The organism is Anoxybacillus tepidamans PS2, assembly GCF_000620165.1.
Classification (GTDB): domain Bacteria; phylum Bacillota; class Bacilli; order Bacillales; family Anoxybacillaceae; genus Anoxybacteroides; species Anoxybacteroides tepidamans_A.
In genome coordinates this window covers 1-13,691 of record NZ_JHVN01000010.1, presented here as the reverse complement: position 1 = coordinate 13,691, position 13,691 = coordinate 1, and the positions used below count along the sequence as shown (strand labels likewise).

General features: G+C 42.6%; 11 protein-coding genes and 1 pseudogene. 2 read left to right on the top strand and 10 right to left on the bottom strand.

Annotation, left to right across the window (positions count from 1 at the left end):
• Window positions 1–19: 19 nt before the first annotated feature.
• The 9 genes and pseudogenes from treC to N667_RS18500 form a co-directional block, all read right to left on the bottom strand.
• Window positions 20–1,708, bottom strand: coding sequence for an alpha,alpha-phosphotrehalase (treC, locus tag N667_RS0109390; RefSeq protein ID WP_027409337.1), 1,689 nt, complete (start codon window positions 1,706–1,708; stop codon window positions 20–22).
• A gap of 120 nt (window positions 1,709–1,828) precedes the next feature.
• Complete coding sequence (treP, locus tag N667_RS0109385; RefSeq protein WP_027409336.1) at window positions 1,829–3,241, bottom strand: PTS system trehalose-specific EIIBC component; 1,413 nt, start codon at window positions 3,239–3,241, stop codon at window positions 1,829–1,831.
• Window positions 3,242–3,275: 34 nt separating this feature from the next.
• Window positions 3,276–3,761, bottom strand: coding sequence for a PTS glucose transporter subunit IIA (locus N667_RS0109380; protein WP_027409335.1), 486 nt, complete (start codon window positions 3,759–3,761; stop codon window positions 3,276–3,278).
• Window positions 3,762–4,068: 307 nt separating this feature from the next.
• On the bottom strand, window positions 4,069–4,566 hold the full coding sequence (locus N667_RS0109375; protein ID WP_027409334.1) for a PTS glucose transporter subunit IIA: 498 nt from the start codon (window positions 4,564–4,566) through the stop codon (window positions 4,069–4,071).
• Between the two features lie 253 nt (window positions 4,567–4,819).
• A complete protein-coding gene (locus tag N667_RS18505) occupies window positions 4,820–5,107 on the bottom strand; it encodes a PilZ domain-containing protein (protein ID WP_232223947.1) in 288 nt (95 codons plus the stop codon).
• A 48-nt stretch (window positions 5,108–5,155) separates the two neighbouring features.
• Window positions 5,156–7,603, bottom strand: a complete 2,448-nt coding sequence (gene parC, locus N667_RS0109365) for a DNA topoisomerase IV subunit A (RefSeq protein ID WP_027409333.1) — start codon at window positions 7,601–7,603, stop codon at window positions 5,156–5,158.
• The gene (parE, locus tag N667_RS0109360) at window positions 7,600–9,579 is read right to left on the bottom strand and encodes a DNA topoisomerase IV subunit B (RefSeq protein ID WP_027409332.1); all 1,980 of its coding nucleotides are present in this window, start codon (window positions 9,577–9,579) and stop codon (window positions 7,600–7,602) included. The genes parC and parE overlap by 4 nt, the downstream gene beginning before the upstream one ends.
• Window positions 9,580–9,729: 150 nt before the next feature.
• Window positions 9,730–10,149 (bottom strand): CoA-binding protein, encoded by a 420-nt coding sequence (locus N667_RS0109355; protein ID WP_027409331.1) that lies wholly within the window; start codon window positions 10,147–10,149, stop codon window positions 9,730–9,732.
• 381 nt (window positions 10,150–10,530) lie between these two features.
• A pseudogene (locus tag N667_RS18500) lies at window positions 10,531–10,759 on the bottom strand (CPCC family cysteine-rich protein).
• A gap of 747 nt (window positions 10,760–11,506) precedes the next feature.
• Here N667_RS18500 and N667_RS0109345 point away from each other — a divergent pair.
• A complete protein-coding gene (locus N667_RS0109345; RefSeq protein ID WP_027409330.1) occupies window positions 11,507–12,463 on the top strand; it encodes a DUF3800 domain-containing protein in 957 nt (318 codons plus the stop codon).
• 75 nt (window positions 12,464–12,538) lie between these two features.
• Window positions 12,539–13,063, top strand: a complete 525-nt coding sequence (locus N667_RS0109340) for a DinB family protein (RefSeq protein ID WP_027409329.1) — start codon at window positions 12,539–12,541, stop codon at window positions 13,061–13,063.
• Window positions 13,064–13,331: 268 nt separating this feature from the next.
• Here the strand turns inward: N667_RS0109340 and N667_RS0109335 are convergent.
• The coding region (locus tag N667_RS0109335) for a zinc ribbon domain-containing protein (RefSeq protein ID WP_027409328.1) at window positions 13,332–13,691 on the bottom strand (360 nt) is incomplete at its 5' end.

Here is a 13,691-nt window from a genome sequence, read left to right as displayed (position 1 = left end):
ATCACCGAATTGTATTGTATCATTTTGTTAAATGATACACAATCGATTCGTATGGACGCAATGGGACTTTATGCACGCATTGCGATGAATTCTCGTAATTAGACAACAAAATCCGGCTGTTATATCCTTCAATATCAAAGTCATTCGGCAATACAAACATCGTTTCTTTTGCAAAAAAGTTGTTAACAACAAGAACCTTTTCGTTCTCGCCGTTTCGGACGTAGGCGAAAATTTGTGGATCGTCTTCTAATAATAACTTATAGTCTCCCATTGTAATAATGTCATACTGTTTTCGTAATTCAATAAGACGTTTGTAATGGTAAAAGATCGATGTCGGATCTTCGAGTGCCTGTTTTACATTGATGTCACGATAATTTGGAGCAACATCAATCCAAGGAGTGCCTATCGTAAATCCAGCATGTATGCTGTCATCCCACTGCATCGGCGTTCGTGAATTGTCGCGCGATTTGCGCTTTAAAATTTCCAGAACTTCTTCCTCCGTTTTACCTTGTTCCCGCAAAATTTGATACATATTTAACGATTCCACGTCTCGATAATCTTCAATTCGATTGAATTTCGGATCGGTCATTCCGATTTCTTCACCTTGGTAAATATATGGCGTACCTTGCATCAAATGAATTACCGTCGCTAGCATTTTAGCCGATTCTTTTCGATATCGTCCATCATCCCCATACCGCGAAACGATGCGCGGCTGATCATGGTTGCACCAGAATAAAGCGTTCCAGCCGCCGCCTTTGTTCATTTCAACTTGCCAAGTAGATAAAATTCTTTTTAACTCTAGAAAATCAAAAGCGGCAACTGTCCATTTTTCTCCATTTGGATAGTCAACTTTTAAGTGATGGAAATTAAACGTCATATTTAACTCTTGCCGTTCCGGCTTTGTGTATTTGATGCAATGGTCAATCGTTGTGGATGACATCTCACCGACTGTCATAATGTTGTATTTCGAAAACACTTCCCGATTCATCTCTTGCAAAAATTCATGAATCCGCGGTCCGTCTGTGTAAAATTTGCGTCCATCCCCCGGCGGCACCGAACCATCATCATCCAAGAAACGCTGATCTTTGGAAATTAAATTAATGACGTCTAACCGAAAACCATCGATGCCTTTTTGAAACCAAAAATGCATCATCTCATAAATTTTCTGGCGCAGTTCTTCATTTTCCCAATTTAAATCCGCCTGGGTGACATCAAATAGGTGCAAGTAATATTGGCCCGTTTGTTCATCATATTCCCAAGCTGAGCCGCCAAATTTCGACTGCCAGTTTGTCGGGGCGCTTCCATCTGGTTTGGCATCTTTCCAAATATAAAAATGGCGGTATGGATTGTCCTTCGATGAACGCGCTTGCTTAAACCATTCATGTTCCGTAGAAGTATGGTTTACGACCATATCCATTATAATCTTGATTCCTCGTTGGTGCGCTTCAGCAAGCAAACGCTCAAAGTCTTCCATCGTTCCGTAATCTTGATGAATGCTAAAATAGTCGCTAATGTCGTAGCCGTTATCGCGTTGCGGCGATTGATAAATCGGCGTCAACCAAATGACGTCGATTCCAAGCATCTTTAAATAATCAAGCTTTTCGATAATTCCTTGCAAGTCACCGATTCCATCACCGTTTGTATCTTTAAAACTTTTTGGATAAATTTGATAAACGACCGCCTTTTTCCACCATTGTTTTTCTTCCATCTGATTCCACCTCTCTACACAACATGCAAAAACGATACCATTGGCGATTGCGTGCCAATGGTATGTCACATCTTTATTGGTTATTTAGCACATAGTTTAGTTAGAAGTATTTGATCGCTATCATTTTTCTTTGCGCAGTTTACCAAATACAAATGTAAGAACAAACGGAACAACGATGGCGATCGCCATGCCAATGAAGAAAGGCGCCCATTTTTGCGGTACGATGGATAAAAATCCCGGCAAGCCACCAACACCGATCGATGCAGCGATCACTTTGTTCAATGTAATGAACATGCCGCCGATAGCCGCTCCGGTCATCGCCGAAATAAATGGGTAGCGGAAGCGCAAATTCACCCCGAACATCGCTGGTTCTGTAATGCCCAAATACGCAGAGACAGCCGATGTCAACGAAAGCCCTCTTAATTTCTCATCTTTCGCCAAGAACATCATCGCTAGTGCCGCTGAACCTTGGGCGATATTTGAAAGCGCTAGAATCGGCCATAAAAATGTACCGCCCGTGCTAGAAATAAGCTGCAAATCGACAGGCAAAAACGTATGATGCATTCCGGTCACGACCAATGGCGCATATAGCGCTCCGTATAGGAAGCCTCCAACGGCCGGAACGTTATGGAAAATCGTTACAAATACACTTGTGATCGCATTACCAATGGAAAATGTAACCGGACCAATAGCAATAAACGCTAAAAATCCTGTAATAAGTAAGGAAATTGGCGCAACAAGCAATAATTGAAACGCATCAGGAATTCGCTTTCGCAAAAACTGCTCCGTTTTCGCCAACACATAGGACGCAACGAGAACTGGCAATACTTGGCCTTGATATCCTACTTTCTGTACATCAAATCCAAACAGATGCCATACTGGAATCTCTCCTTTTTCCTTTGCCGCTCCCCATCCCCATGCATTTAACAAATCAGGATGGACAAGCATCAATCCAAGAACGATCCCCAATAACGGACCGCCGCCAAACTTCGTTACGGCAGACCAACCAATTAATCCCGGTAAAAACACGAAAGCGGTATTGGCAATTAAGTTAATAATGCTCGCAAAATCCGCCCACTCTTTATGCACCTCAACAAACGACTTGCCTTCATAAAAAATGCCTGGGCCTGTTAATACATTGTTAACCCCCATTAACAAACCCGCCGTTACGATCGCCGGTAAGATCGGGATAAAAATATCCGCCAACGTTTTAATCGCTCGTTGAAGCGGATTGAGCTTCGCTTCTGCCGCGTCTTTAATCTCCTGTTTCGTGGCGCGGCCTAATCCTGTCATTTCGATCATTTCATTGTAGACTTTATCGACGAGACCTTGGCCAATGACAACTTGAAACTGACCATTTGCCGAAAACGAACCTTTCACAAGGTCAACGCTTTCAAGAGTCTCTTTATCTACTTTACTCTCATCCTTTAAAGCGAATCTTAAACGCGTTACGCAGTGGGTTGCCGCAACGATATTGTCTTTACCGCCGACCGATTCAATAATTTTTTCAACTGATTGTCTGCTTATACTCATGATGATCCCTCCGTAATCGTTTACAAAATACACGTTACTTTGTGGTAATACGCATCAATAAGTCCATTCCTGCCTTTGCCTCAGAAACTGATAGTTTCTCCATCGACTGAACCATATCATAGTTCGTGATCACAACGGGCGTTATCGAACTAGCTGCTTTTTCCTTAATCAAATCGAGATCAAATGTGATTAAACGATCTCCTACTTTCACCCGCTCCCCCACTTGAACATGGGCAGTAAATCCTTCGCCATTCAACATGACAGTCTCTAATCCTATGTGAATTAATATTTCCAGCCCCGTTTCAGAGCGAATGCCAATGGCGTGTTTCGTATGAAACAACTGGATAATTTCTCCGTTGACGGGTGACACTACCATCCCTTCAGCAGGTTCAAAAGCCACTCCTTCGCCGACCAATTTTTGTGAAAAAGTCGGATCCGGTACTTGCTCAATATCAATTACTCTACCACTTAAAGGAGCAAATATCGTCTCTTCTTTTCTCTTAAATAACTTTTTAAACATAATAAACTCTCCTTTTAACCGCTTTCAAAACTTGTATATACAAGTTAATTTCATTCTAACTTGTATATACAGGTTCGTCAATAAAAATGTTTTTAACTCGAATAAAACATTCGCTACCCGGCAACGGTTTCCTTTTAATTATAACTCCTAGATTTATCTTCTACGAGAGAAGAAGCGTTTAGCGACACTGAACAAGCAGTATAAATACAACAATGCGTTTTACGGCTTTGGAACCGAGAACTAGCTATTAATCGCAAATAATAAAAAGCGGTCCTGTTAATAAACCGCTTTTCCCCATTCGAATTATTTAAACTTTAAACAAATACGACTTTTTCATGGCTACCTGCAATAAGGCGCTTTGTCCTGCGATACATGTTTTAGGGGATACGAGTTTCATATCGCTCGTCATCTCGCTGTTTGTAATAATAATAGGGGTTACGATGCTAGCCGCTTTTCTCTTAATGAATCGTAAATTAAACGAAAGTAATAAATCCCCTTTTTTTACCCGTTCCCCCCGTTTTACGTGCAAGGTAAACCCCTCTCCGTTGAGCAACACCGTTTCTAGTCCAACATGAATCAAAATCTCTAACCCTTTATCGGATAAAATGCCGATCGCATGCTTGGAACCGAAAATATTAATGATCCGACCATCGACTGGCGATACCACTTTACCATCACTTGGTATGATGGCAATCCCATCACCTAAAAACTTATGAGAAAACGTTGGATTCGGCACTTCTTCAATAGGGATCACCCTCCCATTCAATGGAGCAAATATCGTTTCTTCCTCTTGCCAAGCGATCATAAAAGCCCCCCTCTTAAGCGCTTACAAAAACATGTATATACACGTTTTTCTTTAGACTTCATTTTAATCTGTATATACAGGTTCGTCAATCGATTTTTACAACTTATTAGCTAAATAAAAAGGCAAGCAGTCGTGAACCGGCTGCTTGCCTTTATTTATCGAGAACGACGATTTAGGCGGATCGTATGAAGAAGAGCATATCGTTTAATTTCACGTATTAACATTTCTTCATGCTCGTAGGATGCGTCGAGCTTTAATTCATAGTCATACGCATTGGCAAACCTTTTTTGCAGACGAACGTTCCTAAAAACGTAAATTCTACATCGTTGAGCGTAAATACGATTTGAGCATGGACGTCCTTTGGATGAGGAGGAATATCCAATGATGTTCGAATGCGCATCCCCCGTGGACTGATATCATAAATTTCGGACGTCCCTTTCTCGCTTTCCGTTTCTTGATCGCCGATACGTACGATGCGAAACGTGCAAGAAAGCGGCTGCCCAAATTGATAACGAAAAGCCTCCTGCCGTTTAAATCGCATGAAACTCCCCTCTTTTCCCCAAAGCCTTTTTCTGTCTATTTAGTAAAACTAAACTTTATTATATAGCGATTTTTCATCGGTATGAAAATCGGGCCACATTTCCCTAATTTCTCCTGCTTCTTCGCTATCAATCACAAACTTGCCACTATTGTAACGGTCGACGAGCTTTAATTGCGACAAAGGCCACGCTTCCATATCTCCTTTTTCCGTCCGCAACATGATGCAACCGTTATCATGCTCTACGGCTAAAGCAGCCACAATGCGGTGCGGATTGGTTTTGACTTCCCGCAGCATGACGAGCCCCCGCTTTGCCCGCGACGATTTTTCAAACTCATGAAGCGGCATTTTTTTCACCGCTCCCCGCTGCGTTGCGATCACAATGTTCGTCGTATCGGCTGAAATAATCGGGAAGCCGGCAACGACAAAGTCATCGTCTTTCAATTGAATTCCCTTGACCCCAGCGGCGCGAACACCAATCGCACTCACTTCCTCTTCGCTAAACCATAGTCCATACCCTTGATTGGTCACAAGAAACACATCTTGATGTCCGTCCGTTAAATACACATTTACTACTTCGTCATTTTCCTTTAGATTAATCGCTATGAGCGGACGTCCATAGCGTTGTACTTTATATTGCTTCGCTTCTGTCCGTTTCACTACTCCTTGTTTTGTAATAAACATAAGGTCAAACGGCTGTTCAAAGTCTTTGATCGGAACAACGGATACAATGTCATCGTCCCTCTCTAATGGGACGAGATTGGAAATATGTTGTCCGAGCTCTTTCCAGCGGATATCTGGGAGCTCGTGAACTGGACAGTATACATAATTCCCCCGCCGCGTAAATAAGAGGAGGACATCGGTTGTATTCATCTCTAGTTGCGCGAGCAGCCTGTCCGACTCTTTCATCCCGAAGTCTTGCCCATTGGACGCCGTGTACGAACGAAGGCTTGTCCGCTTCACATACCCTTCTTTCGTGACGGTAACGATCACATCTTCCGCTGGAATCATCACTTCCAAATTGATTTTAATATCTTCAATTTCTTCTTGAATGACCGTTCTTCGCTCATCGGCATACGTTTTTTTCAACTTTTTCAACTCGGATTTAATGACCGACAACAATTTTTTTTCACTGGCCAAAATTGCCGTCAATTCGCTAATTTTTTTCGCAAGCTCCTCCGCTTCCTGCTTTAAAGCAGTAATGTCCGTGTTTGTTAAACGGTATAATTGAAGCGATACAATAGCTTCCGCTTGCGCTTCCGTGAACGCATATTTAGCGATTAACTGGTCTTTCGCGTCCCTTTTATCTTTCGAAGCGCGAATCGTCGCAATGATTTCATCGAGAATCGACAACGCTTTCATCAGACCTTCGACAATGTGCTGACGGTCGTGGGCTTTTTTCAGCTCATATCGTGATCGGTTTGTCACCACTTCTTTTTGGTGATCAATATACGCATCAAGCAATTCTGGAAGGCTCAGCAGCTTTGGGCGCCGCTCGTGGATCGCAACCATATTGAAATTATATGGCACTTGTAAATCGGTGTTCTTATATAAATAGTTTAAAATACCTTCCGCATCAGCATCTTTTTTGAGTTCAATGACAATGCGAAGGCCAGTTCGGTCCGTTTCGTCGCGCACGTCGGAAATGCCGTCGAGCTTTCGGTCGAAGCGAAGCTCATCAATTTTTTTGACGAGGTTCGCTTTGTTTACTTCATACGGAATTTCGGTGATGATAATGTGCTGTTTTCCGCCTTTCGCCGCTTCAATCGTCGCCTTGCCGCGAATGATAATTTTCCCTTTCCCTGTCTCATACGCTTTTTTAATTCCATCTTTTCCTTGAATAATCCCGCCTGTCGGAAAATCGGGACCGTGAAGCACCGTCATTAAATCATCAACGGTACAGCTCGGCTTGTCAATGCGCATAATAACGGCATCGATTACTTCTCCGAGGTGATGCGGTGGGATTTCCGTTGCATATCCTGCGGAAATGCCGGTAGAACCATTGACTAATAAATTCGGGAACATCGCCGGCAACACAACCGGTTCCTCGCTTGTATCGTCGAAGTTTGGCACGAATTCGACCGTTTGTTTCTCAATGTCCCGCAACAGTTCCACCGCGATAGGAGAAAGGCGCGCCTCCGTATAACGCATCGCCGCTGGTGGATCACCATCGATGCTGCCGTTATTCCCGTGCATTTCAATTAAAATGTTGCGCAACTTCCACTCTTGACTCATCCGCACCATCGCTTCATAAACAGACGAGTCACCGTGTGGATGGAAATTACCAATAACGTTACCAACCGTCTTGGCTGCTTTACGAAACCCTTTATCCGCCGTATTTCCATCCATATACATGGCGTATAAAATGCGGCGCTGCACCGGTTTCAGCCCATCGCGCGCATCTGGAAGCGCCCGCTCTTGAATAATGTATTTACTGTACCTTCCAAAACGGTCGCCTAACACATCTTCTAATGGCAAATCCAATAGCCGCTCTATCATCTTGCTCCCTCCTCAGCTGCCAATACATGTTCGTGGTCTAAAATGTTCACATCTTCTTCTAAGCCGAATTGTACATTGGCTTCAATCCATTTGCGCCGCGGCTCGACTTTATCGCCCATGAGCGTCGTGACGCGCCGTTCTGCTCGAGCCGCGTCGTCAATGCGAACGCGAATGAGCGTGCGCGTCTCCGGGTTCATTGTCGTTTCCCAAAGTTGATCAGCATTCATTTCGCCGAGACCTTTATAACGTTGAATGGTATATCCTTTTCCAAACTTTTTGAGCGCTTGTCTTAACTGTTCATCCGTCCACGCATATTCCACCATTTCTTTTTTCCCCGTGCCTTTGCTAATTTTATAGAGCGGTGGAAGCGCAATGTAGACTTTGCCTGCTTCAATGAGCGGCCGCATATAGCGGTAGAAAAACGTGAGAAGCAACACTTGAATATGCGCACCATCCGTGTCGGCGTCCGTCATAATAATGACTTTATCATAGTTGATATCTTCTAACGAAAAATCCGCTCCGACGCCGCCGCCGATCGCATGGATGATCGTGTTAATCTCTTCGTTTTTGAAAATGTCGGCCAATTTGGCTTTTTCGGTATTGATGACTTTTCCACGGAGCGGCAACACCGCTTGGAAACGGCGGTCGCGTCCTTGCTTCGCTGAGCCGCCCGCGGAATCTCCTTCGACTAGGTACAATTCGTTTTTATTTGGGTTGCGCGACTGCGCCGGTGTCAGTTTACCGCTTAATACCGCATCCTTTCCTTTTTTCTTTTTTCCGCTTCGCGCCTCTTCGCGCGCCTTGCGTGCCGCTTCCCGCGCTTGGTACGCTTTAATGGCTTTTTTGATGAGCATTGCGCCAGTGTCCGGGTTTTCCTGCAGGAAATACGTTAAATGCTCGGAAACGACTGCATCGACGGCGGAACGGGCTTCGCTTGTGCCGAGCTTTCCTTTCGTTTGTCCTTCAAACTGCAACAAATGTTCCGGGATTCTCACCGAAACAATCGCGGATAGTCCTTCGCGAATATCGGAACCTTCTAAGTTTTTATCTTTTTCTTTTAATAGACCTGTTTTGCGCGCATACTCATTAAAGATGCGCGTCATCGCTGTTTTGGCACCTGCTTCATGCGTGCCGCCGTCTTTCGTCCGCACATTGTTGACGAATGAAAGCACATTTTCCGAGTAGCCGTCATTGAACTGGAACGCAAATTCGACTTCAATGCCGTTTTGCTGTCCTTCAAAATACACGACTGGATGGAGGACATCTTTTTCTTCGTTCAAATAGGCGACAAACGCTTCAATGCCGTTTTCATAATGGAATTTCTCGCTTGCGCCTGTTCGTTCATCAACGAGTTCGATTTGCAGCCCTTTTAATAGAAATGCCGACTCTCTCAATCGCTCGCTCAACGTTTCATAGTTGAACGTTGTCGTGCTAAAAATCGTTGAATCGGGCTTAAATTGGATAATCGTTCCCGTTTTCTTTGTTGTTCCAATCTTCTCTAGCGTCGTCACAGGCGTTCCACCATTCTCAAACCGCTGCTGGTAAATAAACCCATCGCGGTGAATGGTCACGACGAGCCATTCCGATAGGGCGTTTACGACCGAGGCGCCAACCCCGTGCAAACCGCCGCTCGTTTTATAGCCGCCTTGTCCAAATTTTCCGCCTGCATGAAGCACGGTTAAAATCACTTCCGGCGTCGGCTTGCCGAGCTTGTGCATTCCCGTCGGCATCCCCCGCCCTTCGTCGAGTACGGTGATGCTGTTGTCTTTATGTATTTTCACAAGAATATAGCTTCCGTATCCCGCTAACGCTTCGTCAACGGAGTTATCGACAATTTCATAGACGAGATGATGCAGGCCGCGGCTATCGGTGCTGCCAATATACATACCCGGTCGCTTCCGTACCGCTTCGAGCCCCTCGAGCACTTGAATCGCATCATCGTTGTATTCGTATCTTTGCTGATTCGTCACGCACATACCCCTTTCAAAAAACAAGAACGTTTGTTTCTGTTTTATTGTAGCACAAATTTCATAAACGTCTATGCCTATTTTATCGATTCATGCTGAAATCGCCAATTTCCTGCTGAAAATGGAAATGACCATCTTCAAAAGATGGCCGAACGTCTCTCACTTCTTTTTCGTTAAAGCATGTTCTACTTTAATGCAACGATCCATCACAACCGTATATCCTTTTTCTTTTAGAAAATGATAGGCTTCCTCATTCACAATGCCGAGCTGCGCCCAAAATACATCGGCATCGATTTGCGCAAATTCGCGGGCAATTTCCGGCAAATGCTCCGAACGGCGGAATACGTTCACAATATCCACGTGTCCTTTAATATCTTTTAGTGTTTTCACCGCCGGAATCCCTTCCCATTCATCAATCGTTGGATTGACCGGCACAATCTCGTACCCCGCATCTTTCATCGCTTTCGTCACCATATAGGACGTACGCTCTGGATTGTTCGACAGTCCAACAACAGCAATGCGCTTCGCTTTTTCAAGAATTTCGCCGATCTCCTCGCGGCTTGGATTTGTAATAGTCATCTGTTTTTCTCCTTTCGTCCGTCTTTTGTGTACTAATTTCTTCACTTATGAAAAGGAATCCTGCTAGATGGAATATTTTTATTTCAATAAACAATAAGAGGCGATGTTTGGTAGTAGTATTAGGGCAGAAATTTTGATATTTTACTTTCTTTTACTTTACCACATAACACTTGTATCAATTCATGAAACCTTTCATCTTCTTGACCACTCTCTACCACCTACAAGTGTATTGTCATATTAAGAAAATATCTATATTTTGTAATTTGCATTGATTGTTTCTATTAGTACATAGGGGGCATGGAGGGCAAGCTTATTATTCATAGAGATGCTAGTTTGTGTTATATCGCGAGTTTGTTCTATTACATGTCTCAGTGGCAGTTTCTAATTTAGGTCACGTTCATCCATATGTGTCGGCACTCGATTCACACATTCCTGTAAAAATGCTTTCTGGTGCTGTCTGAATGATTCTATATTTGCCCCACCTTCACCATTAGGATTTGCAAATTGAAAACCATCATCTTCACCAAAAACATACGTCACAAATCTCATAAATCCCTAAGGGCTCCTGTTCTAAAGTTTTATAGCCGCAGCCTGAACATACGCATTTCATCATTATTGCCTCTTGGAAACTTATTATAAACAAATTTATTGAGAAATCCTATATAGAGTGAATGACTCGTAATGCAGATTATTTTCCATTTTCTTAATTTTTATATTCAAAAGATAGCATACTTTTATTGATTTTAATGAATCTCTCCCATCTACACTTTGTTTAGAGGTGGGAGATGAATCGATGGATATGTTAAAGGAATAACTTACAGGCGGCGATCACACTTGCCAATATTTTTATGACCTAAATCTTTACTGGTAGAGAGAAAATATATTCTCTTTTCATGAAACGCTTGTTTCTCCTCTCCTTCGATCAAATATTTTCAAATGCCGTATTTTTACCTCCCCTAACATACTATAGTCTGAAGATCAATCAAACTTTTCCTCCTCCTAAAAAAGAACGTACGTGCTATAATATATGTAGCAGTATTTGTTGCCCAATTCATCAGTCAATACAAGAGGTTTTGCTGCAATTATATCGACTATAAATGAATCTTGCTGCATGAAGCGCCGCTCTCGTCGTGATGTACACTTTTGATTTGAATGTTAATATAAAAAATAAAAAAGACTAAGGTGTCTTTTCCTTAGTCCGATACGTTTCATAATGTAATATAATCGAATAGATTTCAGTCGCCCCTCGGGACGAGTTACTTTCTATTCTACAATAAAACAGTCGTTTCTCGAAACGAGTATTTTATTGTAGGTCAAGCATATAACACAATCACTTCATTGTCAAGGGTGGACCTATATGGAAAGAGAAATATTGAGTATCGAAACGATGAATCTCTTTTTTGATGAAAGCGGTACAAAAAATGATAGACCTACTTTAATGGCAGGTCTGTCAATCCCTTCAAAAATCTACGAAACTTTTGAATTCAATGAACTTAATCGAAAACTTCGCAACAAAGAGTTCACTAAACTTCATTGGACCGACTTTACCGGATATCGAAAAATGAGAAACGATATTCTTGAGGTATTCCAGGTTTTTTCGAAGTATGCACGTTTTACCAAACTAAATGTTATTAACTATAATGCTAATCCGCTTGATATCCGTAAAAAACTGTATAATCAGGATCAAAAAACAGCGGAGCGCATGATGCAAATGATGATTTACACTAAAATTCCCGAGAGAATATTGTATGGATTACTACGACATTATGGCAAAGACGTATACGTGAAATCACGCATTTTTATTGAACATTCAAGAAGGTTTTCTGATTTCAAGTTAGACGAAAGGATATTAGAGCAATTGAACATCCAATCAATGTATCGCGGTGAACAATTTAGCGTACTAGAATGTACATTGATACCGAAACGCCAAGAAATTGGCATTGAACTTACCGATTTGCTATTAGGCGTCATTCGTCAAATCATAAAAAACGAGATTGTTCCGGAAGGTTTAACGAATCAGGAACTGTTAGAAAGGAATTTAAAGGGGAGAAAAGAAAAAATTGATTTGACCATCGAGTTGCTTAAAAATAAAGATTTTCTTGAATTCTTGTCTTCCATTAAATACTATGAATGGGAAAGTAACAATGAATTAAAGGAGCGCAACTTTCAAGATTACCTCACCTTATTTTTAGCGTCACATCATAGAAAATTTGAGGAACCTCATCATAATTTTTCGCACCTAATAAAAAGGAAGAGAAGAAGAGTGCGACAAAAATTATCCACTCCTTCTGCTATTCGAAAATGGCGGAGTTAAAAAAATACACAGGCAGATGGCTGAAAAAATACGATGCTTTATTGACACATATAAATATTAGAAAGGAGCCATGTTATGAATTTCAACTTACAAGAAGCGATGGAAGTATTAGAACGAACGCCGCGAGCCCTAGAATATTTCTTATCCGGTTTATCCGCCGGATGGCTTGAGTGCAATGAAGGAGAAGGAACTTGGAATGCTAAGGAAGTGATCGATCACCTGATCGACGCTGAGAAAACAAACTGGATTCCAAGGCTTGAAATCATCCTTCAAGAAGAGGAAAATAAAACGTTTCCTGTATTTGACCGATTTAGCCACCTAAACGAAAAAGGAAACAGAACGATACAAGAAAAATTCGTCGAATTTCAACAGCTTCGCACGCAAAATTTAGCAAAACTAAAAACGCTGATGGAATCGGAGCCTGATTTGGAATTAACCGGCATCCACCCGGCATTCGGCCCTGTAAAACTAAGAGAGCTGTTGTCTACTTGGGTCGTTCATGACTTGACGCACATCGCACAAATCGTTCGGGTCATGGCTAAACGGTATAAAGAAGATGTAGGACCGTGGATTGAGTATTTAAGCATCTTAAAAAAGTGAAAAAATAAATGCCCCTCTTTGTTGTATGTGGTGCTTCGACAAGAGGGGCTTATGAATTATCGTGATTTTAGTGTCATTTCATGAACCTCTCCCACCTACAGTTCATTTAGAGGTGGGAGTTTCTTACCACTCGATCGAAGAAGCTTCAGCGCAGAAGAAGGTGGTCTTCTTCGGCTCGATAGGAGTATCGGAAGCCTTCTTGACCGATTCAGTAAGCAACATCGGTCTGTCACCGATGGGGCGGTCCAACCCATCTACTACTTCTTGCTTAGGCAATCCGTAGATACGTGAGCGTCGCTGGCATGTGCCACGGGACCATTCGTTGATAAAGTGCCTTGCTCAAAATGTTGCGGGCGCCATGAATGTCCCGATGTGCTTCATACCCGCAAGAACAAGCAAAGATTCGTTGGGAACCTTTTCTTCTTTTTTGGCAGACAGGACATGTCTGGCTCGTGTACGATTCGTCCACTTCTTTGAGGCGAATACCTTGTTGGGCGAGTTTGTAGGCGAGGTATTGCTTCACTTTCCCGAACGACCAATTCGAGAGTTTTTGTGCTTGCTTCCGGTGGACTTTCTTTTTCTTTCTCGTGTTTCGTTGGACTCCTTCGACATTTCCCATGTATACGTC

Coding starts and splice junctions, on each gene's coding strand:
- treC (WP_027409337.1), bottom strand. CDS start 1,708: ATGGAAGAAAAACAATGGTGGAAAAAGGCGGTCGTTTATCAAATTTAT.
- treP (WP_027409336.1), bottom strand. CDS start 3,241: ATGAGTATAAGCAGACAATCAGTTGAAAAAATTATTGAATCGGTCGGC.
- N667_RS0109380 (WP_027409335.1), bottom strand. CDS start 3,761: ATGTTTAAAAAGTTATTTAAGAGAAAAGAAGAGACGATATTTGCTCCT.
- N667_RS0109375 (WP_027409334.1), bottom strand. CDS start 4,566: ATGATCGCTTGGCAAGAGGAAGAAACGATATTTGCTCCATTGAATGGG.
- N667_RS18505 (WP_232223947.1), bottom strand. CDS start 5,107: ATGCGATTTAAACGGCAGGAGGCTTTTCGTTATCAATTTGGGCAGCCG.
- parC (WP_027409333.1), bottom strand. CDS start 7,603: ATGATAGAGCGGCTATTGGATTTGCCATTAGAAGATGTGTTAGGCGAC.
- parE (WP_027409332.1), bottom strand. CDS start 9,579: ATGTGCGTGACGAATCAGCAAAGATACGAATACAACGATGATGCGATT.
- N667_RS0109355 (WP_027409331.1), bottom strand. CDS start 10,149: ATGACTATTACAAATCCAAGCCGCGAGGAGATCGGCGAAATTCTTGAA.
- N667_RS0109345 (WP_027409330.1), top strand. CDS start 11,507: ATGGAAAGAGAAATATTGAGTATCGAAACGATGAATCTCTTTTTTGAT.
- N667_RS0109340 (WP_027409329.1), top strand. CDS start 12,539: ATGAATTTCAACTTACAAGAAGCGATGGAAGTATTAGAACGAACGCCG.